Origin of the sequence: Pontivivens ytuae, assembly GCF_015679265.1 — a bacterium.
Taxonomy (GTDB): Bacteria; Pseudomonadota; Alphaproteobacteria; order Rhodobacterales; family Rhodobacteraceae; genus Pontivivens; species Pontivivens ytuae.
Window position 1 is genome coordinate 3,683,521 of record NZ_CP064942.1, and the last position, 20,604, is coordinate 3,704,124.

Below are 20,604 nucleotides of genomic sequence, written 5' to 3' on the forward strand. Positions count from 1 at the left end.
GTCCCAGGTGGAGGAGAAGTTGCGATGACGGGCACGACGCTTGAAGTTCAGGTCGAGCGGGTGGTGGACGGCGACACGGTGCGCGTCTTCCTCCCCGGGGCGGAGCGGGGAGAGAGCGTGCGCATCCTCTCCCTCGACACCGAGGAGGTCTCCGCCGGGACGAAACCGGTGACGGAGCTCGGCCGGCGCGCCTCGGAGCGGGCGAAGGAGCTGATGGAGCCCGGCGACACCATCCGCCTCATCCTGCCGGGCAACGATCCGCTGGAGACCGCCCTGCAACGCTACCGCGGCAATTTCGGGCGGCTGCTCTGCTACGTGGAGCTCGCCGACGGCACCGATTTTCAGGAGGTCATGATCCGCGAGGGCTTCAGCCCCTACTTCCAGAAATACGGCTATGCCCATTTCGCGGGCCGGCACGCCGCCTATGTCGCGGCCGAGCGGGCGGCGCAGTCGGGCAAGCTTGGCATCTGGGACCAGATCGCCAACAACGGCTCCGAAATGCGCAACTACGCCGCCCTGACCGTCTGGTGGGACCTGCGTGCGCGCATCATCGAGGGTTATCGCGAGATCAAGCGGCGGATGCCGGAGGCGAACCTCTTCAACTCCCGCCTCGACCACGCCAAGCTGGTGGAGATCGCGAAGGCGGGCGGCGAGACCACGGTCTTCATGGAGCTGCGCGATTTCAGCCCGACCAATGACGGCGATCACATCATCTTCCGCACCGGCAGCCGGGCACAGCCCTTCTCCGTCTTCGTGCCGGAGGCGAACATGGGCGAGGGGCAGGAGGTGATGAACCTGCTGCTCACCCGCTACGTTTCGGAAAGCGAGATGCGGCCCGCCCGCTCCTACGCCTACGTGACGGGCTCGCTGAAGCTCTTCCCGCCCGAGACCGGCGATCCGGAGATCACGGTAACCCGGGTCGACCAGGTCACCGACTGGCCGTCGGCGAGCATCGAGCGCGGCATCTCGACCCTCACGGGGCCTGTCGCCGACGCCTGATGCGTAGTGTCATCCTCGGGCTCGACCCGAGCATCTCGCTGTTTCCGGAGATGGCCGGGTCAAGCCCGACCATGACGCCCTCTTGCCACCGTCCCGGCCAACGCGCCGGGACCGCTCTCAATCCCGCGCCTCTCGGCGCTCAGCGCCGCCGCGGCCGGTTCAGCCGTCGTGCATTCGATCCCGCGCGGGCCGCGACCGGCGCCAGCCCCGCCTCGATTATCGCGGAGACGCCGCGCCCGTGGGCGAAGGCCATGGCGGCGCCCTGCCAGCCGCGGGTGAAGGCCACGGGTTTTTCCACCCACATCGACATGGCTTCCGCCGGGCTCAACGTGCCCCGCGCCAATAGCCCCATCCGGCTCACGATAGTCTGCGCGGCGGCGGCGTTCATGCGCTGCCAGGCGAGCGAGATCCGCACCAGGCTCGAAAAGTCGTTGGGTAACATCATCGCAGCACTCCTTATGCTGCGGTGCAATATAGCTCGAATCCTCTAGAAGACCTAACGCGCTGCCGCGATGGCCGCCTGCATCTGTGGCCCGTCGGGCACGGCGGAGGAGGGCAGCGCGGCCGCCAGATCGCCCTCGGGCGTGATCACCCACTTGTGGAAATTCCAACGGGGCAAGGCCCGCGCGCCGCCTTCCGCGCGCGCCCAGGCAAAGAACGGATGCGCCTGCGGCCCGCGCGTGGTCACGATATCCGACATCGGGAAGGTGATGCCGAAGTTGACATCGCAGAATTCCGCGACCTCGTCGGCGCTGTCGTACTCCTGCCCCCCGAAATCGTCGGTCGGAAGGCCGATGACGGTGACGTTTGGATCGCTCTCATGCAGGGCCTGAAGCGCTTCATATTGCGGGGTAAAGGCGCAGAAGGAGGCCGTGTTGGCGACCACCAGCGTCTGCCCGGCGAAGTCCGACAAATCGAGCGTCCCGCCCTCCAGTGCATCGAAGGTGAAGTCATGCGCGCCGTCGGCGGCGGCGGGTGCGGCAGCGAGGGCGAGGATCAGAACGAGCGGTTTCATGCTGTAGATACGGCGCATCGACCAAATCGGTTTCACCCTGCGACAGCATCGCCTGTTCGCATCAAAAGGCCCCGGATCAGGTCCGGGGCGGTCGAGCCCCATGCAACCGTCCCGGCCGCAGCGCCGGGACCATCCACCAACCACTCCGCCGTCATCCTCGGGCCTGACCCGAGGATCTCCTTCATCTTGGAGATGGCCGGGTCAAGCCCGACCATGACGGTGCTTCGGTGCTTGCTTCCGCCCGGCGGCACCGCCGGGTGGCGCCGTGGTCAGTCGCCGAACACCCGCGCGAAGATCGTGTCGACGTGCTTGGTGTGGTAGCCGAGGTCGAACTTCTCCTCGATCTCCGCCTCTGACAGTGCTGCGCGAACGTCGCCGTCGCCCAGCAATTCCTCTTTGAAATCCGCGCCTTCTTCCCACACCTTCATCGCGTTGCGCTGGACCAGCTTGTAGGCGTCCTCGCGGCTCACCCCGGCCTGGGTCAGCGCCAGGAGCACGCGCTGGCTCATCACCAGACCGCGGAACTTGTTCATATTGGCCAGCATGTTGTCGGGGTAGACCACCAGCTTGTCCACGACCTGCGTCAGCCGCGCCAGCGCGAAGTCGAGCGTGACGGTGGCGTCCGGCCCGATGTTGCGTTCCACCGAACTGTGCGAGATGTCCCGCTCGTGCCACAGCGCCACGTTCTCCATTGCCGGGATCACCGCCATGCGCACCAGCCGCGCGAGGCCGGTCAGGTTCTCCGTCAGCACCGGGTTGCGCTTGTGCGGCATCGCGGACGAGCCCTTCTGTCCTTTGGAGAAGAACTCCTCCGCCTCCAGCACCTCGGTGCGCTGCATGTGGCGGATTTCCGTCGCGAGGTTCTCGATCGAGCTCGCCACCACCCCGAGCGCTGCGAAGAACGCCGCATGCCGGTCGCGCGGGATGACTTGCGTGGAGATCGGCTCGGGCACCAGCCCCAGCTTCTCCGTCACGTATTCCTCCACGAACGGGTCGATATTGGCGAAGGTCCCGACGGCGCCGGAGATCGCGCCCGTCGCCACCTCCTCCCGTGCGGTCACAAGGCGCGCGCGGTTGCGGTCCATCTCCGCGTAGAACCGTGCGAAGGTGAGGCCCATCGTCGTCGGCTCCGCATGGATCCCGTGGGAGCGGCCGATGCGCACCGTGTCCTTGTGCTCGTAGGCGCGGCGCTTCAGCGCCTCCAGCAGCGCGTCCATGTCCGCGATCAGGATGTCCGCCGCCCGCACGAGCTGGACGTTGAAGGTGGTGTCGAGCACGTCGGAGCTCGTCATCCCCTGGTGCACGAAGCGCGCTTCGTCCGCCCCCACGATCTCCGCCAGGTGGGTGAGGAAGGCGATAACGTCGTGCTTCGTCTCCCGCTCGATCTCGTCGATGCGCGCGATGTCGAACTCCACGTCGCGGGCCTTCCAGACGGCGGCCGCGTTCTCCTTGGGGATCACGCCGAGCTTGGCCTGTGCATCGCAGGCATGCGCCTCGATCTCGTACCAGATGCGGAACTTCGTCTCGGGCGACCAGATGGCGACCATCTCGGGGCGGGAGTAGCGGGGGATCATCGGCGGGCCCTTCTTGTCGGTGGTGTCGCGCGGGTGATAGACGCGGGGGCCGCCGCAAACAAGGGGAGCGCCATGGACGAGCTGCCGGCCCTTCTGCGCCCCTTCGCGGGCCGCTGGTCGATCCGGCGCGACATCTTCGATCTCGATTCCCAGTGGACCGGGCAGTTCAAGGGGCAGGGCGATTTCGTGCCGCGCGCCGCGGGCCTCGACTATCTGGAGGAAGGGGAGCTGCGCTTCGCCGGCCTGCCACCCTTTTCCGCGACCCGGCGCTATCGGTGGGAGGCGGGCGACGCCGACATCCTCGTGGAGTTCGACGACGGCCGCTTCTTCCACCGCTTCGACCCGTTGGAGAGCGGAGCGGAGGCCGCGCATTTCTGCGATCCGGACCTCTACGAGGTGCGCTACCTCTTCGATCTGCCGTCCGAATGGCGGGCCGAGTGGCGCGTCGAGGGGCCGCGCAAGGACTACCGGATGGTCACGATCTACAAGCGCTGACGCGCGATCCGCCTCCGGCGGGCGTATTTGTCGAGAGTGATGAGGGGCGCGGCACCCCGTTCATCACTCTCTTCAAATACGCAAATCCGGCCTCAGCCCTTCAGGATGGACCGCCCGGCATAGCGCGCCGTGGTCCCCAGATCCTGCTCGATGCGGATGAGCTGGTTGTACTTCGCCAGCCGGTCGGAGCGGCTGAGCGAGCCCGTCTTGATCTGCCCGCAGTTCAGCGCGACGGAGAGGTCGGCGATGGTCGCGTCCTCGGTCTCGCCCGAGCGGTGCGACATGACGGAGGTCATGCGCGCGCGATGCGCCATGTCCACCGCCTCGATCGTCTCGGTGAGGGAGCCGATCTGGTTCACCTTCACGAGGATGGAGTTGCCGGCCCCCTTCTCGATCCCCTCGGCCAACCGCTTGGAATTGGTGACGAAAAGATCGTCGCCGACGAGCTGCACCCGGTCGCCGATCTTGGAGGTGAGCAGCGTCCAACCCTCCCAGTCATCCTCTGCCATGCCGTCCTCGATGGAGATGATGGGGTAGGCGTCCACGAGCTCGGCGAGGTAGTCGGCATTCTCGGCGGAGGTAAGCGACTTGCCCTCGCCCTTCATCTCGTAGGTGCCGTTCTCGTAGTACTCGGTCGAGGCGCAGTCGAGGGCGAGGTAGACGTCCTCGCCCGCCTTGTAGCCCGCCTTCTCGATCGAGGTCATGATGAAGTCGAGCGCCTCGCGCGTGCTCGACAGGCCCGGGGCGAAGCCGCCCTCGTCGCCGATGCCCGTGTTGTGGCCGGCGCTCGACAGCTCCTTCTTGAGCGTGTGGAAGATCTCTGCCCCGATCCGCACCGCCTCGGCGAGCGAGGAGGCGCCCACGGGCATGATCATGAATTCCTGGATGTCGATCGGGTTGTCCGCATGCTCGCCGCCATTGATGATGTTCATCATCGGCACCGGCAGGACGCGCGCCGAGGTGCCGCCGACATAGCGGTAGAGGGGCAGGCCGACCGCGGCCGCCGCGGCCTTCGCCACCGCGAGGCTCACGCCGAGGATGGCGTTGGCACCCAGGCGGCCCTTGTTCTCCGTCCCATCGAGGCGGATCAGAACCTCGTCGATCATCACCTGCTCGGTCGCGTCCATGCCGAGGATTTCCTGGCAGATCTCGGTGTTCACGAACTCCACCGCCTTCTGCACGCCTTTGCCCTTGTAGCGGGCCGGATCGCCGTCGCGCAGCTCCACCGCCTCATGCGCGCCGGTGGAGGCGCCCGAGGGCACCGCGGCGCGGCCTTCTGAGCCGTCGTCGAGCAGCACCTCCACCTCGACGGTCGGGTTTCCGCGGCTGTCGAGGATCTCGCGGGCGGTGATGTCGACGATCATGCTCATGGAAGTCTCCTGCTGGGGCATTCGGTCGCGCAAGTCCCTACAGGAAAGCGCCGCGGCGTCAAAGCCCGCAGGCCGAACAACCCCACAGGAGGGGTGAGGCGCGTTACACACGCAAAGGTTGATTTTTACAACAGGTGGTGCAACTCTTAACGCAGACAACATCGTGGGGATGAAACGTCATGAACTACATCGACTTGGGTCGCGACTGGCTGCTGGCGCATCTGGACGGTGTCCGTCAGGCGCTCGGCCTTTCCGTTGCGGAAACCGAATTCATACTCGCCCTCTCGGCGGCGATCATCGCGGGGGCGATCCTCGCCCGGCTCACACCCGGTGTCCGGCGGCGCAAGCGCTCGGTGCTTACACCGCGCGACGTGGCCAGCCTGAAGACGCTCCGCCAGATGCGGATGCCGCACGACCAGCGCTGAGCGCCGCACAATTAACCCTAGAATCAAGAAGTAAGCGGAAAACGCGAACAATTTGAGCTATACTGAGCACAGTTTGAATGTGTTCAGGAGTTCTTCATGGCCGGTCTGTCAGATATCGGCACACGACATGTCGTCGTCCCCGGCGAGGGGCCTGGCGGCACCTTCATCGCCGTCGTCCAGCGCGAGGGTTTCTTCGAGGCGCTACAGTCCCAGGGCCTGTCGCCCTACCTCATCCTCGCCATCTTCCTCGTCCTCATCGTCTTCATCTTCGCCGCCCGGCAGGGGCGTGACGGCGCCCGCGGTGGTGCGGTCGAGCGCGTCCAGTCCCATCGCGGCCGGCAGCGCGCCGTGCGCTGGCGCCGGGTGAAGAAGACCGAGGTCGACTACCACGCGTTGCGCGAAAGCCGCATGGGTCAGCCCGAGGCGGACTCCGACGCCTTGGCCGCGTCCCAGAGCGCATCCATCTCCGACAGATCCGACTGATCGGGCCGCTTGCCCTTTGTAGCAAGAGCGTCCTCCACCGCGTTGAAACGGCGGGTGAATTTGGCGTTGGCGTCTCGCAGCGCTTCCTCGGGATCGATGCCGAGATGGCGGGCGAGGTTGGCCATCACGAACATCAGGTCGCCGAACTCCTCGACCTGCTTGGCGTGGGGCAGCGTCTCCCGCGCTTCGACGAGCTCGCGGCTCTCCTCCACGATCTTGTCGAGCACCTGTTCGGTCTGCGGCCAGTCAAAGCCGACGCGGGCCGCGCGGTTCTGCAGTTTGACCGCGCGGGTCAGCGCCGGCAGGCCCATCGCGACACCGTCGAGCACCCGCTCCCGCGTCTTGCCCTTGGCCGCCCGCTCCTCCGCCTTGATCCGCTCCCAGTCCACGATCTGCTCGTCGGCCGTGCGCCCCGCGGCGCTGCCAAAGACGTGGGGGTGGCGCCGCACCATCTTGTCGGAGATCGACCGGATCACGTCCGCCAGCGCGAAGTCGCCTGATTCGCCCGCCATCTGCGCGTGATAGACAACCTGGAGGAGAAGATCCCCCAATTCGTCACGCAAATCGGCCATGTCCTGTCGCGCGATCGCATCGGCGACTTCGTAGGCCTCCTCGATCGTATAGGGGGCAATCGAGGCGAAATCCTGTTCGCGGTCCCAGGGGCAGCCATCGGGGGCGCGGAGCCGCGCCATGATCTCCACCAGCCGCTCCAGCCCGGCCCCCCCATCATGCACCAGCGCGTCGGAGGCGGAACGGTCGAGCGGCTTGGTCATGGCGGGTCTCCAGCAAGGATTCAGTCGGCGGTGAAACGGCACGGTTCGGGCAGTTGGTCGAAGCCCCAATCGGCCACCTTGGGCTCCGCGTCCAGTGCGATCTCCTGCAATCCCTCATCGGTCAAGATCCGGCCTTCACCCATCGCGAAGACGAGGTCGCAGCTCTGCACGGGAGAGCCCGGCTGAAACTGGACCCTGACATTGCTGATCGTCCAGCCCTCGCGCAACACGGCGAATTCCACGCCGAGGAACTGCAGCCCGGACCGGCCCAGCACCGGCAGGTAGATCAGATCCACGTCCGAGATGTCGCTGACGACATTGAGGCCGAGGCTTACCGTGCCGAACGCCATGCCGGGTGGGCTCGCGTCGAGCGGCAGGAAGCGCTCGAACCGGTCACTGACGGCAGCGCGCCCGCTCGCGGGATCGGTGGTGAGCAGCACGAGGTCCGCCGCGGCCTCGTCCTTGCGGAGTACCAGCAGCGCGCGATCGGGATAGCCATCGCCGTTCCAGTCGAGCACGTCGATCTCGGGGCCGGTCAGAACGGACAGCACCCGGTCGAGCGCAACCTCCTCCGCCGAGGCTCCCGTTGCCAGAAGCATTGCAGCGATCACCTGGCTGATTTTCATACGCGCCCCCCGACGTGATTCCCGCAGCGAGAGCCTAACGGCCTGACCGGGCTTGCACAGATGCAGCTTGCCGCCACCCGCTCTCCCACCGCGACACCGCAGTTGCTTGACGCCACTCCGTCCAGCCCCTTCATTAACGGCATCCAACCGGGAGCCGCTTCATGCCGATCATCAACCGCATCGCCGAATTCCACGACGACATGAAGGAGTGGCGCCAGCACATCCACATGAACCCCGAGCTCGGTTATGACTGCCACGAGACGGCGGCCTTCGTGGTGGAGAAGCTGAAGTCGTTCGGCGTCGACCGGATCGAGACCGGCATCGGCAAGACCGGCGTGGTGGCGATCATCGAGGGGCAGGGCGACGGGCCGACCATCGGCCTGCGCGCGGACATGGATGCGCTCCCCATCCAGGAGGTCCGCGATCTGCCCTACAAGTCCAAGGTCGAGGGCAAGATGCACGCCTGCGGCCATGACGGGCACACCACGATGCTGCTCGGTGCCGCGCGCTACCTCGCAGAAACCCGCAACTTCACAGGAAAGGTCGCCCTGATCTTCCAACCGGCGGAGGAGGGCGGCGGCGGCGGTCTCGCGATGTGCGAGGACGGGATGATGGAGACCTTCGGCATCGACCAGGTCTACGGCATCCACAACCACCCTGGCGAGGCGTTCGGCACCTTCCACATGCGTGCCGGCCCCCTGATGGCCGCGGCCGATACGTTCGAGATCGACGTCACCGGCCTCGGCGCCCACGCCGCCATGCCGCACAAGGGCGTGGACAGCGTGCTCGTCGCCTGCCAGATCGCGCAAGGCCTGCAGATGATCACCGGGCGCAATGTCGATCCGCTGAAGTCCTGCGTGCTCTCGATCACCACGATCCATTCCGGCACCGCCCACAACGTCATCCCCGAGACGGCGAAGCTCGGCGGCACCGTCCGCACCCTCGACGAGGAGGTGCGCGAGATGGTGATCGCCCGCATGGCCGAAGTGGCAGAGAACATCGCGAAGGCCCATGGCGCGAAGGCCGAAGTGAAGTACGAGCGCGGCTACCCCGTGACCGTGAACCACCCGGCCGAGACCGACTTCGCGGCGGGCGTCGCGCGCACGATCTCCGGCGAGGACAAGGTCGACACCGACGTCGCCCCGATGATGGGGGCCGAGGACTTCTCCTACATGCTGGAGCGTCGGCCGGGGGCTTACGTCTTCCTCGGCGCGGGCGGCGGCGCAGGGCTGCACCACCCGGAATATGACTTCAACGACGAGATCAGCCCGATCGGCGCCTCGTGGTTCGTGAAGGTGGTGGAGACGGCGCAGCCCGCCGCATAGTTGCATAACGGCAATTGAGATCGCAGGTCGCGGGCGCTAAGCCTTTCGGAACCTTTATCCGTTCCGATGGGGTCCATGGATCAGACCGACGGCGCCAGCGAACTCCTGCTCGCCGCCCTCGCCCAATTGGCGGAGGGCGTCATCATCACGGCGCCCGACGGCGAGATCCTCTACGTGAACGAGGCCGCGCACCGGATCCACGGCGTGGCCGAGCTCGGCGTCGGGACGGCGGATTACAGCGAGACCTACAGCCTGTTTCGCGAGGACGGCACGCCGTATCCCTCCGAGGAGCTGCCGCTCGCCCGCACGGTCCACACCGGTGCCGTCATCGAGGATACGCGCTGGCTGATCCACCGCCCCGACGGGAGCGAGGTCGCCGCCGTCGGCACCAGCAAGCCCGTGGTGGCCGCGGACGACACGCGCCTCGGCTCCGTCCTCACCCTGCGGGACGAGACCGAAGCGCAGCGCCAGCGCGCCGCTCTGGATCAGGCGATGGAGACGCAGCAGATCCTGCTGCACGAGGTGAACCACCGGGTCGCCAACAGCCTCGGCCTCCTGATCAGCCTCGTCCGCTTCCAGGCCCGCACCGTGCAGGATGAGGCCGCGCGCCGCGCGCTCGCCCAGGTCGAAGGGCGGATCCGGGTCATGGCCACGATCCACACCGCGCTCTACCGCAACAGCGAGGATGCGACGGTCGAGGCGGGCAGCTACTTCCGCAGCATGGCCGACGACGTGCTGCGCGCCTTCTCCTGCGATGCGGCGGTGGAGGTGAGCTGCGAGGCGCCGGAGGGCTGCACCCTCCCGCTCAACATCGCGATCCCGATCGCGCTCATGGTCAACGAGATGATGACCAACTCGCTGAAATACGCGTTCGAAGGACGGCCCGAGGGGCGGATCACGATCGAGATCGACGGCGAGCGCACCGTCGAGCGGCTGGTCTACAGCGACAACGGGGTGGGCCTGCCGGAGAACTACGATCTCGCCTCCGCGGCCCGCGGCTCGGGCGTGGGCACCACGATCATCACGACGCTGACCCGACAGCTCCACGCCGAGCTGATCGTCGGCGACGCCGGACCCGGCGCCCGGTTCGAGATCCGGCTGCCCGCCGCGGTCTGATCGGAGCCGCCCGCACGTTTCGGGCCGAGGACCTTTGCGTATTTGAAGAGAGTGATGGGCAAAGGGCGCGCGCCCGGCGTCATCACTCTCGCCCAATACGCCCGCCGGAGGCGGATCCTGCGAGAGCGGGCCGAGCGCCGGCCCGGGAACGGCGCGCCTCAGCGCACGCCCGGCTCGGCCATCCGCTGGGTGACGTAGCCCTTCACCCGGCCGATCATCTCGTCCATCCCGTTCTCGAAGAAATGGCCCGCACCCGGCACCGTCTCATGCGTGATGGTGATGCCCTTCTGCTGCTTGAGCTTGTCCGCCAGCCCCGTCACGTCCGCCGGCGGCACCACGCGGTCCGCCTCGCCGTTGATGATGAGGCCCGAGGAGGGGCAGGGCGCGAGGAAGGTGAAGTCGTACATGTTCGCGGGCGGTGCGACCGAGATGAAGCCCGCCACCTCCGGCCGCCGCATCAGGAGCTGCATGCCGATCCACGCGCCGAACGAAAAGCCCGCGACCCAGCACTGGCGCGAGTTCGGCGCCATCGACTGCAAATAGTCGAGGGCGGAGGCCGCGTCGGACAGCTCCCCGATCCCCTGGTCGTACTCGCCCTGGCTGCGGCCCACGCCGCGGAAGTTGAAGCGCAGCACGGTGAAGCCGAGATCGTGGAAGGCGTAGTGGAGGTTGTAGACCACCTTGTTGTTCATCGTGCCCCCGAACTTCGGATGGGGGTGCAGGATGATGGCGATCGGCGCGTCCTTGGCCTTCTGCGGGTGATAGCGTCCTTCGAGACGACCCTCGGGTCCCGGGAAAATCACCTCTGGCATCGGCGGCGCCCTCTGTCTGTCGTCGCCGGACGCCCTATGCTTGACGGTTCCGGTCGGCTATTCTAGAACAATTCTAAAGAGAGGCGTGGTGCGACCCCTCCTGAGGCGTCGGAAGTAGTCGCTGCGCCCGCTTGCGTCAACCGATCCTGGCCGGAGGCCGCCCGATGAAGCTCAGCACCAAGGGACGCTACGCGATGATCGCCCTCGCCGACCTTGCGGCGCAGGGCTCCGAGACGCTGGTCACGTTGTCGGAGATCAGCGGGCGGCAGGACATCAGCCTCGCCTATCTCGAACAGCTCTTCGTGAAGCTGCGCCGGGCCGGACTGGTGGATTCGGTGCGCGGGCCCGGCGGCGGCTACCGGCTGGCGCGGGACCCCGCGCAGATTCGGGTGAGCGAGATCCTCGCCGCCGTCGACGAGACGATGAACGCGATGACCCGCGGGGCCGGTGCGTCGGGCGGGCAGGGCGACACGGATGCGCAGAAGCTGACGGACAAGCTGTGGGAGCAGCTCTCGGCCCATGTCTACGTCTTCCTGCACCAGACCCGGCTGAGCGACATCACCAGCGACCAGCTCGCCCCGTGCCCGGCCGTGCCGGCGCTGCTCGAGATGGTGGACGAATGAGCGATCAGCTCGCCATGTCAGTGAAAGGTCCCGGCGCGGAGGCCGGGACGGTGGCGTCCTGCGCAACCGCCCCGGACCCGATCCGGGGCTGTGCGGAGCGGGCGCGATGACCCGCGCCTATCTCGACTGGAACGCGACAGCCCCCCTGCGCCCCGAGGCGCGGGACGCGATGCGCGCCGCCATGGATGTCGTCGGCAACCCGTCTTCTGTCCACGCCGAGGGCCGCGCCGCGAAGGCCATTGTCGAGCGCGCGCGGGCGCAGGTGGCGGAGGCCGCGGGTGCCTCCAACGCCGACATCGTCTTCACGGCCGGGGCGACCGAGGCGGCGGCCTTGGCGCTGCACGGACGCGCCCTCGCCAGTTCCGCAGTCGAGCATGATTGCGTCGGGGCGTGGACCAGTGGTGATCTGGTCGCCGACGCGAGCGGCCGCGTGACCGCCGACAACCCCGCGGCAACGGCACTGCAGGCCGCGAACTCCGAAACCGGCGTGCTCCAGACGCTGCCGGACGGCCTCGCCTTCACCGATGCGGTGCAGGCGATCGGCAAGGTGCCCTTCGCCTTCTCCTGGTCCGGCGCGGACATGGCCATCGTCTCGGCCCACAAGTTCGGCGGGCCGAAGGGCGTCGGCGCGTTGATCCTCAAGCAGGGCTTCGACGTCGAGCCGCAAACGAAGGGCGGCGGGCAGGAGATGGGCCGCCGTGCGGGCACCGAGAACGTCATCGGCATCGCCGGGATGGGCGCCGCCGCCGAGGCCGCGCAGCGCGAGCTCGAGGCAGGGGCTTGGGACCGCGTCGCCGAACTTAGAAATATTCTAGAAACCACCCTAGCGGACGGCTGCCCCGACCTTATCTTGATGGGGGCGGAGGGGCCGCGCCTGCCCAACACCTCCTGCTTCGCCGTCCCCGGATGGCGGGGGGAGACGCAGGTGATGCAGATGGACCTCGCGAGGTTCGCGATCTCCGCCGGATCGGCCTGCTCCTCGGGCAAGGTAAAGGCCTCCAAGGTGATCCGCGCCATGGGTCACGACGAAAACGTGGCAAGCAGCACGATCCGCGTGTCGCTCGGCCCGACCAATACCGAAGCCGAGGTGCGCGCCTTCTGCGATGCCTGGCTCAGGCAATACGAGAAATTCCGCGCCCGGGCGGCGTGAGTAAGAAGAGGATCAGCGAGATGAACGCCATGGATGATGTCCGCGTCAAGGAAGGTGTCGAGGAAGAGACCGTCGCCGCCGTCCAATCCCTCGCCGGCAAGTACAAGCACGGCTGGGACACGGAAATCGAGATGGAGTTCGCGCCAAAGGGCCTGAACGAGGACATCGTCCGCCTGATCTCCGAGAAGAACAACGAGCCCGAATGGATGCTCGAATGGCGGCTGGAAGCGTATCGCCGCTGGCTCCAGATGGACGAGCCCGACTGGGCGATGGTGAACTACCCGCCGGTCGACTACCAGAACCAGTATTTCTACGCCCGGCCCAAGAGCATGGCGGAGAAGCCGAAATCGCTCGACGAGGTCGATCCGAAGCTGCTGGAGACCTACCAGAAGCTCGGCATCCCGCTGAAGGAGCAGATGATCCTCGCCGGTGTCGAGGGCGCCGAAAGCATCCCGGCAGAGGGTCGCAAGGTCGCCGTCGACGCGGTCTTCGACTCCGTTTCGGTCGGCACGACCTTCCAGGAGGAGCTCGCCAAGGCGGGCGTCATCTTCTGCTCGATCTCCGAGGCGATCCAGGAGCATCCGGAGCTGGTGAAGAAGTATCTGGGCTCGGTCATCCCGTCCTCGGACAACTACTTCGCGACGCTGAACGCCGCCGTCTTCTCCGACGGGTCGTTCGTCTACGTGCCCGAGGGCGTGCGCTGCCCGATGGAGCTCAGCACCTACTTCCGGATCAATGCCGAGAACACGGGCCAGTTCGAGCGGACGCTGATCATCGCCGACAAGGGCAGCTACGTGTCCTATCTCGAAGGCTGTACCGCGCCGCAGCGCGACACCGCGCAGCTCCACGCCGCCTGCGTCGAACTGGTCGCGCTCGAGGATGCGGAGATCAAGTACTCCACCGTCCAGAACTGGTTCCCCGGCGACGAGGAGGGCAAGGGCGGCATCTACAACTTCGTCACCAAGCGCGCCGACTGCCGCGGTGACCGGTCGAAGGTGATGTGGACCCAGGTCGAAACCGGCTCCGCCGTCACCTGGAAGTACCCGTCCTGCATCCTGCGGGGCGACGACAGCCAGGGCGAGTTCTACTCCATCGCCATCGCCAACAACTTCCAGCAGGCCGACACGGGCACCAAGATGGTCCATCTCGGCAAGCGCACGAAGTCGCGGATCGTCTCGAAGGGCATCTCCGCGGGCAAGGCGCAGAACACCTATCGCGGGCTCGTGTCGATGCATCCCCGCGCCAAGGACAGCCGCAACTACACCCAGTGCGACAGCTTGCTGATCGGCGACACCTGCGGGGCGCATACGGTTCCTTACATCGAGGTGAAGAACAACTCCTCCCGCGTGGAGCACGAGGCGACGACCTCCAAGGTGGACGACGACCAGCTCTTCTACTGCCGCCAGCGCGGCATGGACGAGGAAGAGGCCGTGGCCCTCGTCGTCAACGGCTTCTGCAAGGAGGTCCTGCAGGCCCTGCCCATGGAGTTCGCCATGGAAGCCCAAAGCCTCGTCGCCATCTCGCTGGAAGGTTCGGTGGGGTAAACGTGACCGAGCGCTCGGAGCAGAGCAGCGGCGGCTTGAGCGGGGCGGAGATCGCCACGCTCCTCATCTGCGGCGTGCTGGGCATCAAGCTCGGCGCCCTGATGGGCTGGGCCGTCGTCGGCGCACCGGGCCTCGCCGCGGTGATCGGCGGCGTGGCCGGAGCAGGCCTCGGCCTCCTGTGGTCGCGGGCGACGCGCGCAGCGCTGGCGCGGGGCCGTCGATGAGGGACGGGCGGAGCATGGCTTGCCCTTCCGGAGCCGCGCCTCGGTCCGTAAACGGACGCGGGTAACGTCATGGAATGGGAAACCTATACGGGCGGTTCGACCTCCGACGCCACCAATCGCCGCTACGCGCTGAACCGCTTCACTCTGATCGGAGAGTGGGTCCGCTTCGTCGCCGTCTCGGCCTTCATGATGACGGCATTTCTGGCCGGTATGGGCGTGACGATCGCACTCGGCTCGACCGATCTGCTGGTGGGCGGCATCACCGGTTCTGCCATCGCCATGGTCGTCTACATGCTGTTGCTGAGGCGGTCGGTCCGACGGCAGATCGCGCAGCAGACCGAGGCGCGCGCGGAATGGCACCGGGACCGGGAGCGCGATGTGCAGGCGAGGATCGCCGAGGCGAAGGCAACCGGCGCATTCGACCGCTTCGGTCCGAATGGGGGACGTTGACATGAGACACTACTGGGGCGCCACGATCATCGCGGCGGTCATCTACTTCATCCTCTCGTTCCTCTCCGACGTCTGGTTCACCCGGACGACGAGCACCAACCTCGCACTCCTGCTCACCGCGGGGGTGAAGGCGGGGATCTTCGCCGTGATCTTCCACTACGTGCACGGCTTCATCGCCGGCTTCTTCGGCCTCTACGAGACGGACCCGGAGCTCGATGCGCCGAAGCGGGAACGTGAGGAGGAGGCGGCCGAATGATCGTCACCACCACACCAACGGTCGAAGGGCGCCGCATCGTCGCCTATCACGGTGTGGTCGTGGGCGAGGCTATCCTGGGCGCCAACGTCTTCCGCGACGTCTTCGCCTCGATCACCGATATCGTCGGCGGCCGGTCCGGCGCCTACGAGGCATCGCTGATGGAGGCGCGCGAGACGGCGCTCGCTGAGCTTGAACAACGCGCGACGCAGGCGGGCGGCAATGCTGTCGTCGGCGTCGATCTCGACTACGAAGTTATCAACAACATGCTGATGGTGTCGGCCTCCGGCACCTCCGTGACGCTCGACGAATGAGGGAAAATCATGCTTGAGATCAAGAACCTGCACGTGAAGCTTGAGGAAGAGGACAAGCAGATCCTCAAGGGCGTGGACCTCACCGTCGAGGCGGGCAAGGTCCATGCGATCATGGGTCCGAACGGCTCGGGCAAGTCGACGCTGAGCTACGTCCTCGCGGGCCGCGACGGCTACGAAGTGACGGACGGGTCGGCGGAGCTCGACGGCACCGATCTGCTCGACCTGGAGCCGGAGGAGCGCGCGGCCGAGGGTCTCTTCCTCGCCTTCCAGTACCCGGTTGAGATCCCCGGCGTGGGCAACATGACCTTCCTGCGCACGGCCGTGAATGCTCAGCGCAAGGCCCGTGGTGAGGAGGAGCTGAGCGCCGCCGAATTCCTCAAGGTGATCCGCGAGAAGGCGAAGAGCCTCAAGATCGACGCCGATATGCTCAAGCGCCCGGTCAATGTCGGCTTCTCGGGTGGCGAGAAGAAGCGCAACGAGATCCTGCAGATGGCGATGCTGGAGCCCAAGATGTGCATCCTCGACGAGACCGATAGCGGACTCGACGTGGACGCGATGAAGCTGGTCGCCGACGGCGTGAACGCGCTGCGCAGCGAAGGCCGCGCCTTCCTCGTCATCACGCACTACCAGCGGCTGCTTGACCACATCAAACCGGACGTCGTGCACATCATGGCCGACGGCAAGATCGTGAAGACCGGCGGGCCGGAGCTCGCCCTCGAGGTCGAGAACAACGGCTATGCCGACATCCTCGGCGAGGTGGCGTAAATGGTTGCGGTCAAGGCGAAAAACCCGGTCGATGCCGCAGGCCTGATCGCCCGTCATACGCTCGGCAAGCCCGGCGCGAAATGGGCGGAGGCCGTGCGCCAGTCGGCGCGCGAGCGGCTGATGGCGGTCGGCGCGCCCCAGCGGCGCGACGAGTACTGGCGCTTCACCAACCCCGCGAAGCTGGTGGCCGACACGGCGCGCGCCGGCGTGATGGAGGCCGACCCGGTCTTCGAGGGCATCGACGCGCTAGTCCTCACCTTCGTCGACGGTGTCTTCGACCCGGCGCACTCCGACGCGCTGGAGGGTGAGAACCTGGAGATCCAGCCGCTGACCGAGGCGCTGGAGAGCGACATCCACTGGGCCGGCGAGCTTTTCGGCAAGCTGGAAGAGCGCGGCCAGACCCCGGTGCCGCGCGAGCTTGCGACGCTCAACACGGCCGTCGCCTCCGAGGGCATGGTCATCCGCGCCACCGGCAATGTCGCGCGCCCCGTCCGCTTCAACTACATCCACAGCGATGAGAGTTCGGACGCCGTCCTGCACAACCTCGTCCGCGTCGATGCAGGCGCGGAGCTGACGGTGCTGGAGAACGGCCCGGCCGCTGCCCGCTTCAACAAGATGTTCGAGATCGACATCGCCGAGGGCGGCGCGCTGCATCACGTGCGCGCGCAAGGTAGAGACCACGAGCGGCAGGCGTTTACCGCGATGTTCACCCGGCTGGCGGCGGAAGCGACCTACAAGTCCTTCACCCTCACCGTGAACGGCGTGCTCACCCGCAACGAGCAGGTGGTTGAGTTCACCGGCGACGACGCTGTTGCGCATGTGGCCGGTGCCTCCATCGGCGAGGGCGATTTCCACCACGACGACACCGTCTTCGTCACCCATGACGGGGTGAACTGCGAAAGCCGCCAGGTTTTTAAGAAGGTGCTGAAATCGGGTGCCACCGGCGTCTTCCAGGGCAAGATCCTCGTGAAGGAAGGCGCGCAGAAGACCGATGGCTACCAGATCAGCCAGGGCCTGCTGCTCGACGATGACAGCCAGTTCCTCGCCAAGCCCGAACTGGAGATCTACGCCGACGACGTCGCGTGCTCCCACGGCTCGACCTGTGGCGGGCTCGATGAGACCGGGCTCTTCTACCTGCTCTCCCGCGGCGTGCCGCGGAAGGACGCGACCAACATGCTGGTCATCGCCTTCCTCGACGAAGCGGTGCAGGAGATCGAGGACGAGGCGCTGGCCGAGACGATCCGCGAGCGCATCGGCGGCTGGCTGGCGCGCCGTGGCTGAGACGGCGCCCACCAGCGTCGCCGGTGAGATCCCGCGCGCCTGGGGCAACCCGCGCGCGGCAATGCGGCGGCAGATGAGCATCGGCGATTGGGAGGGCAGGGCGCTCACCTACCTCCTGATCGGCGCGGTGCTCTGGTCGCTCGCCAACCTGCCGGTGGCCAATGCGCGGGGCGGCCTGTCCGACGACGCGGCGGGCAACAGCCTTGGCGTGCTCATCGCCGCGCGCGTCTTCCAGATCGCCATCGGTGTTCTGATGACCACGCTCGTTCTGTTGCTCGTTGCCGCATTCACGCGGCTCGTCGCGCGTCTCTTCGGCGGGCAGGGCAGCTGGTCGAGCGCGCGCCTCGCCCTCGGCTGGTCGTTCCTCGCTTGCGCGCCGCTGGCCCTGCTCGCGGCCGTCGTCACCGCGGCCGCCCTCGGCATCGGAACACCCTTCCTGACCGAGGCGGCGGGCCTTGCCACGCTGATGGCACAGCTCGTCCTGCTCTACGTCTGGTCCGCCTCGTTGGCCGAGGCGGAGGGCTTCACCCGCACCTGGCCGGTGGTCCTGACCTTCGCCCTGCTGGTGGGTGGCGCCTGGATCGGTTTCGGCCTTCTGCTCGCACAGGGTTGATTACGTGCCCCATTCTCGCCGAAATGTCGTCGCATACCTGAATCGTGGGGACGGGGAGCAGGGCTTTGTCGGACGATTACTCGAACAGCGTCTCGGACGAATTCGAAGTCACGCACGGACATTTCGAAGAGAAACATGCGAACCTGGCCTGGCGTGTGCTCGACGCCTGGCGGGACATGGGCACATCGACCCGGCGTCTGATCCGCGAGGATCCGGCCGAGGGGCGGCTGCTCTTCTACGTGCTGATGGCCGATATCGTGGTCTTCCTGAGCTGGACGCTCAAGACCATCGTCATGCCGATGCCCGACATCCCGGTGCCTGCGGTGACCAGCCTCGTGCTGATCGGCACGCTGATGATGCGCACGGCGCTGATGTACGTGCTGGCGGCGGGCTGCGGCTTCACGCTGAAGCTCTTCGGCGGCAAGGGAAGCTGGCGCGACACCCGCGCGGGCGTGTTCTGGGGCGCGCTGGTCGCGGCGCCGTTCAGCCTGCTCGCCTCGCTCATCACGGTTGCACTTGCGATCTGGGGCGTGTCGGGCGGTGGCGAGCCGTGGTACGTGGTCCCGCTCTACTGGGGCAGCCTCATCCCCTTCGTGTTCTTCATCTCGCATGGACTGGCCGAGGCGCATCAGATGAAGGCGCCGCCGATCTTCATGGTGATGTCGATCCTCGCCACGCTCGCGGTCTTCATCGGGCTCGCCATCTCGCCGGACCTCTCGGCCTACTGAGCCCTGCGACCCCGCGCGCCCTTTCGCAGGGCGCGCATCTCCCTATCTCTGTAGCCCTGACGGCGCGGGACACCCCGCGCGAAGGAGGCTGTCATGTATGACGTGCACGCGGTCCGCCGCGACTTTCCGATTCTGAGCCGCGAGGTGAACGGCAAGCCGCTGGTCTACCTCGACAACGGCGCCAGCGCGCAGAAGCCGCAGGCGGTGATCGACGCGGTGTCGAAGGCGTATGGCCACGAATACGCCAACGTGCATCGCGGCCTCCACACCCTCTCCACCATCGCGACGGAGAACTACGAGGCGGTGCGCGGCAAGATCGCCCGGTTCCTGAACGCCCCGCGGGAGGAGGAGGTGATCTTCACCACCGGCTCCACCATGGGCTTCAACCTGATCGCCTATGGCTGGGGGATGGAGAACCTCTCCGAAGGCGACGAGATCATCCTCAGCGTCATGGAGCACCACGCCAATATCGTGCCCTGGCATTTCCTGCGCGAGCGGCGCGGCGTGAAGCTCGTGTGGGTCGAGCCCGAGGCGGACGGCAGCTTCGATCCCGCCCGCGTGGCCGAGGCGCTGACCGAGCGGACGAAGCTCGTGACGCTCACCCACATGTCCAACGTGCTCGGCACCGTGGTCGACATCGCCGCGGTGGCGGAGATCCTGAAGCCCCGCGGCATCCCGCTGGCGGTAGACGGCTCGCAGGCCGCCGTGCACATGCCGGTCGACATGCAGGCGCTCGGCTGCGACTTCTACTGCATCACGGGCCACAAGCTCTACGGCCCCTCGGCCTCCGGCGCGGTGTGGATCGCGTCCGAGCGGATGGCGGAGATGGGTCCCTTCATGGGCGGCGGCGACATGATCCGTACGGTCACCCGCGACGAGGTCACCTATAACGACCCGCCCCACAAGTTCGAGGCGGGCACGCCCGGCATCGTCCAGATGATCGGCCTCGGCGCCGCCCTCGACTACATGCAGGGCCTCGGCATGGAGGCGATCGCCAAGCATGAGGCGGGGCTGCGCGACTACGCGCAGGAACGGCTCGCGGGCCTGAACTGGATCAACGTGCAAGGCGAGGCGCCGAGCAAGGGCGCCATCTTCTCCTTCACCATGGCCGGCGGCGCGCACCCCCACGACATCTCCACCGTCGTGGACCAGAAGGGCGTTGCCGTGCGCGCCGGTCACCACTGCTGCCAGCCGCTGATGCAGCACATGGGCACGACGGCCACCTGCCGCGCCAGCTTCGGCCTCTACAACACAACCCAAGAGGTGGACGTTCTGGTCGACGCCCTGGAGACCTGCCACCGGCTGTTTGGGTGAGGCGCGCCCGGAAAACGCTCCTGTGGAGCGTTTTCAGCGCCGAACGGGCGGAGCCCCGGGGGAGCGGCGTCCCGGAAACGCTCCAGTGGAGCGTTTTCAGCGCCGAACGGGCGGAGCCCCGGACCGAGCGGCGCCCGTTTTAGCCGACCCCGGGGGCGCGGCCCCCGGACCCCCGGCGTATTGGGGGAAAGATGAAGGAGCGGCCGTCTTCATCTTTCCCCCAATACGCCCGCCGGAGGCATCCCGCCGCCGCCCGATTTTCTCAAGGGAGCCATTGTGGTTCCCGGCCCCCGATGACTAACTGTCCCCCGACCAACCGGAAGAGGCACGCC

The 20,604-nt window shown here is 67.0% G+C and carries 25 protein-coding genes; 18 read left to right on the plus strand and 7 right to left on the minus strand.

The features are described 5' to 3' along the window. Positions 1–24: 24 nt before the first annotated feature. Positions 25–999 (plus strand): thermonuclease family protein, encoded by a 975-nt coding sequence (locus tag I0K15_RS18290; RefSeq protein WP_230374179.1) that lies wholly within the window; start codon positions 25–27, stop codon positions 997–999. A 139-nt stretch (positions 1,000–1,138) separates the two neighbouring features. Here the strand turns inward: I0K15_RS18290 and I0K15_RS18295 are convergent, their stop codons facing one another. The 3 genes from I0K15_RS18295 to purB form a co-directional block, all read right to left on the minus strand. Then, on the minus strand, positions 1,139–1,444 hold the full coding sequence (locus I0K15_RS18295) for a hypothetical protein (protein ID WP_196102914.1): 306 nt from the start codon (positions 1,442–1,444) through the stop codon (positions 1,139–1,141). Positions 1,445–1,495: 51 nt separating this feature from the next. Then, entirely contained in the window at positions 1,496–2,014 is a 519-nt protein-coding gene (locus I0K15_RS18300) for a glutathione peroxidase (protein WP_196102915.1), read from the minus strand. 269 nt (positions 2,015–2,283) lie between these two features. Beyond that, the gene (gene purB, locus I0K15_RS18305) at positions 2,284–3,588 is read right to left on the minus strand and encodes an adenylosuccinate lyase (RefSeq protein ID WP_196102916.1); all 1,305 of its coding nucleotides are present in this window, start codon (positions 3,586–3,588) and stop codon (positions 2,284–2,286) included. Between the two features lie 72 nt (positions 3,589–3,660). On the opposite strand from purB, the gene I0K15_RS18310 reads away from it, so the two are divergent. Next, the gene (locus I0K15_RS18310; protein WP_196102917.1) at positions 3,661–4,083 is read left to right on the plus strand and encodes a DUF6314 family protein; all 423 of its coding nucleotides are present in this window, start codon (positions 3,661–3,663) and stop codon (positions 4,081–4,083) included. A gap of 92 nt (positions 4,084–4,175) precedes the next feature. Here the strand turns inward: I0K15_RS18310 and eno are convergent, their stop codons facing one another. Beyond that, positions 4,176–5,453 carry a phosphopyruvate hydratase gene (gene eno, locus I0K15_RS18315; protein WP_196102918.1) on the minus strand — a complete coding sequence of 426 codons (1,278 nt, stop codon included), beginning with the start codon at positions 5,451–5,453 and terminating at the stop codon, positions 4,176–4,178. 179 nt (positions 5,454–5,632) lie between these two features. On the opposite strand from eno, the gene I0K15_RS18320 reads away from it, so the two are divergent. Both I0K15_RS18320 and I0K15_RS18325 read left to right on the plus strand, forming a co-directional pair. Continuing rightward, the gene (locus I0K15_RS18320) at positions 5,633–5,878 is read left to right on the plus strand and encodes a hypothetical protein (protein ID WP_196102919.1); all 246 of its coding nucleotides are present in this window, start codon (positions 5,633–5,635) and stop codon (positions 5,876–5,878) included. A 96-nt stretch (positions 5,879–5,974) separates the two neighbouring features. Beyond that, positions 5,975–6,361 carry a hypothetical protein gene (locus I0K15_RS18325; RefSeq protein ID WP_196102920.1) on the plus strand — a complete coding sequence of 129 codons (387 nt, stop codon included), beginning with the start codon at positions 5,975–5,977 and terminating at the stop codon, positions 6,359–6,361. On the opposite strand, the gene mazG is transcribed toward I0K15_RS18325, so the two are convergent. Both mazG and I0K15_RS18335 read right to left on the minus strand, forming a co-directional pair. Next, positions 6,292–7,134: a nucleoside triphosphate pyrophosphohydrolase gene (gene mazG / locus I0K15_RS18330; protein ID WP_196102921.1), complete on the minus strand. Its 843-nt coding sequence runs from the start codon at positions 7,132–7,134 to the stop codon at positions 6,292–6,294. The two genes, I0K15_RS18325 and mazG, sit on opposite strands and share 70 nt — an antisense overlap. A gap of 20 nt (positions 7,135–7,154) precedes the next feature. Further along, on the minus strand, positions 7,155–7,760 hold the full coding sequence (locus I0K15_RS18335; protein ID WP_196102922.1) for a hypothetical protein: 606 nt from the start codon (positions 7,758–7,760) through the stop codon (positions 7,155–7,157). 161 nt (positions 7,761–7,921) lie between these two features. Between I0K15_RS18335 and I0K15_RS18340 the strand changes: the two genes are divergently transcribed. Beyond that, on the plus strand, positions 7,922–9,085 hold the full coding sequence (locus I0K15_RS18340; RefSeq protein WP_196102923.1) for a M20 aminoacylase family protein: 1,164 nt from the start codon (positions 7,922–7,924) through the stop codon (positions 9,083–9,085). 75 nt (positions 9,086–9,160) lie between these two features. Further along, positions 9,161–10,201 carry a sensor histidine kinase gene (locus tag I0K15_RS18345; protein WP_196102924.1) on the plus strand — a complete coding sequence of 347 codons (1,041 nt, stop codon included), beginning with the start codon at positions 9,161–9,163 and terminating at the stop codon, positions 10,199–10,201. Positions 10,202–10,359: 158 nt separating this feature from the next. Here the strand turns inward: I0K15_RS18345 and I0K15_RS18350 are convergent, their stop codons facing one another. Beyond that, entirely contained in the window at positions 10,360–11,013 is a 654-nt protein-coding gene (locus tag I0K15_RS18350) for an alpha/beta hydrolase (RefSeq protein WP_196102925.1), read from the minus strand. 164 nt (positions 11,014–11,177) lie between these two features. Here I0K15_RS18350 and iscR point away from each other — a divergent pair, with 164 nt between their 5' ends. The 12 genes from iscR to I0K15_RS18410 all read left to right on the plus strand — a co-directional run bounded on the left by iscR (position 11,178) and on the right by I0K15_RS18410 (position 20,272). After that, positions 11,178–11,636 (plus strand): Fe-S cluster assembly transcriptional regulator IscR, encoded by a 459-nt coding sequence (iscR, locus tag I0K15_RS18355; RefSeq protein ID WP_196102926.1) that lies wholly within the window; start codon positions 11,178–11,180, stop codon positions 11,634–11,636. Between the two features lie 106 nt (positions 11,637–11,742). Next, positions 11,743–12,786 carry a cysteine desulfurase family protein gene (locus I0K15_RS18360; RefSeq protein WP_196102927.1) on the plus strand — a complete coding sequence of 348 codons (1,044 nt, stop codon included), beginning with the start codon at positions 11,743–11,745 and terminating at the stop codon, positions 12,784–12,786. Between the two features lie 20 nt (positions 12,787–12,806). After that, on the plus strand, positions 12,807–14,330 hold the full coding sequence (gene sufB, locus I0K15_RS18365; RefSeq protein WP_196105525.1) for a Fe-S cluster assembly protein SufB: 1,524 nt from the start codon (positions 12,807–12,809) through the stop codon (positions 14,328–14,330). 2 nt (positions 14,331–14,332) lie between these two features. Further along, on the plus strand, positions 14,333–14,554 hold the full coding sequence (locus tag I0K15_RS18370; protein ID WP_196102928.1) for a hypothetical protein: 222 nt from the start codon (positions 14,333–14,335) through the stop codon (positions 14,552–14,554). A 69-nt stretch (positions 14,555–14,623) separates the two neighbouring features. Further along, entirely contained in the window at positions 14,624–15,004 is a 381-nt protein-coding gene (locus I0K15_RS18375; protein WP_196102929.1) for a hypothetical protein, read from the plus strand. A gap of 1 nt (position 15,005) precedes the next feature. Continuing rightward, the gene (locus tag I0K15_RS18380) at positions 15,006–15,260 is read left to right on the plus strand and encodes a hypothetical protein (protein WP_196102930.1); all 255 of its coding nucleotides are present in this window, start codon (positions 15,006–15,008) and stop codon (positions 15,258–15,260) included. Next, a complete protein-coding gene (locus tag I0K15_RS18385) occupies positions 15,257–15,571 on the plus strand; it encodes a heavy metal-binding domain-containing protein (RefSeq protein ID WP_196102931.1) in 315 nt (104 codons plus the stop codon). The genes I0K15_RS18380 and I0K15_RS18385 overlap by 4 nt, the downstream gene beginning before the upstream one ends. A gap of 9 nt (positions 15,572–15,580) precedes the next feature. Then, the gene (gene sufC, locus I0K15_RS18390) at positions 15,581–16,336 is read left to right on the plus strand and encodes a Fe-S cluster assembly ATPase SufC (protein WP_196102932.1); all 756 of its coding nucleotides are present in this window, start codon (positions 15,581–15,583) and stop codon (positions 16,334–16,336) included. Further along, positions 16,337–17,617, plus strand: coding sequence for a SufB/SufD family protein (locus tag I0K15_RS18395; protein WP_196102933.1), 1,281 nt, complete (start codon positions 16,337–16,339; stop codon positions 17,615–17,617). After that, positions 17,610–18,230 (plus strand): YIP1 family protein, encoded by a 621-nt coding sequence (locus tag I0K15_RS18400; RefSeq protein ID WP_196102934.1) that lies wholly within the window; start codon positions 17,610–17,612, stop codon positions 18,228–18,230. The genes I0K15_RS18395 and I0K15_RS18400 overlap by 8 nt, the downstream gene beginning before the upstream one ends. A gap of 65 nt (positions 18,231–18,295) precedes the next feature. Further along, the gene (locus I0K15_RS18405) at positions 18,296–18,958 is read left to right on the plus strand and encodes a Yip1 family protein (protein ID WP_196102935.1); all 663 of its coding nucleotides are present in this window, start codon (positions 18,296–18,298) and stop codon (positions 18,956–18,958) included. 93 nt (positions 18,959–19,051) lie between these two features. Continuing rightward, positions 19,052–20,272: a cysteine desulfurase gene (locus I0K15_RS18410; protein ID WP_196102936.1), complete on the plus strand. Its 1,221-nt coding sequence runs from the start codon at positions 19,052–19,054 to the stop codon at positions 20,270–20,272. Positions 20,273–20,604 lie beyond the last annotated feature (332 nt).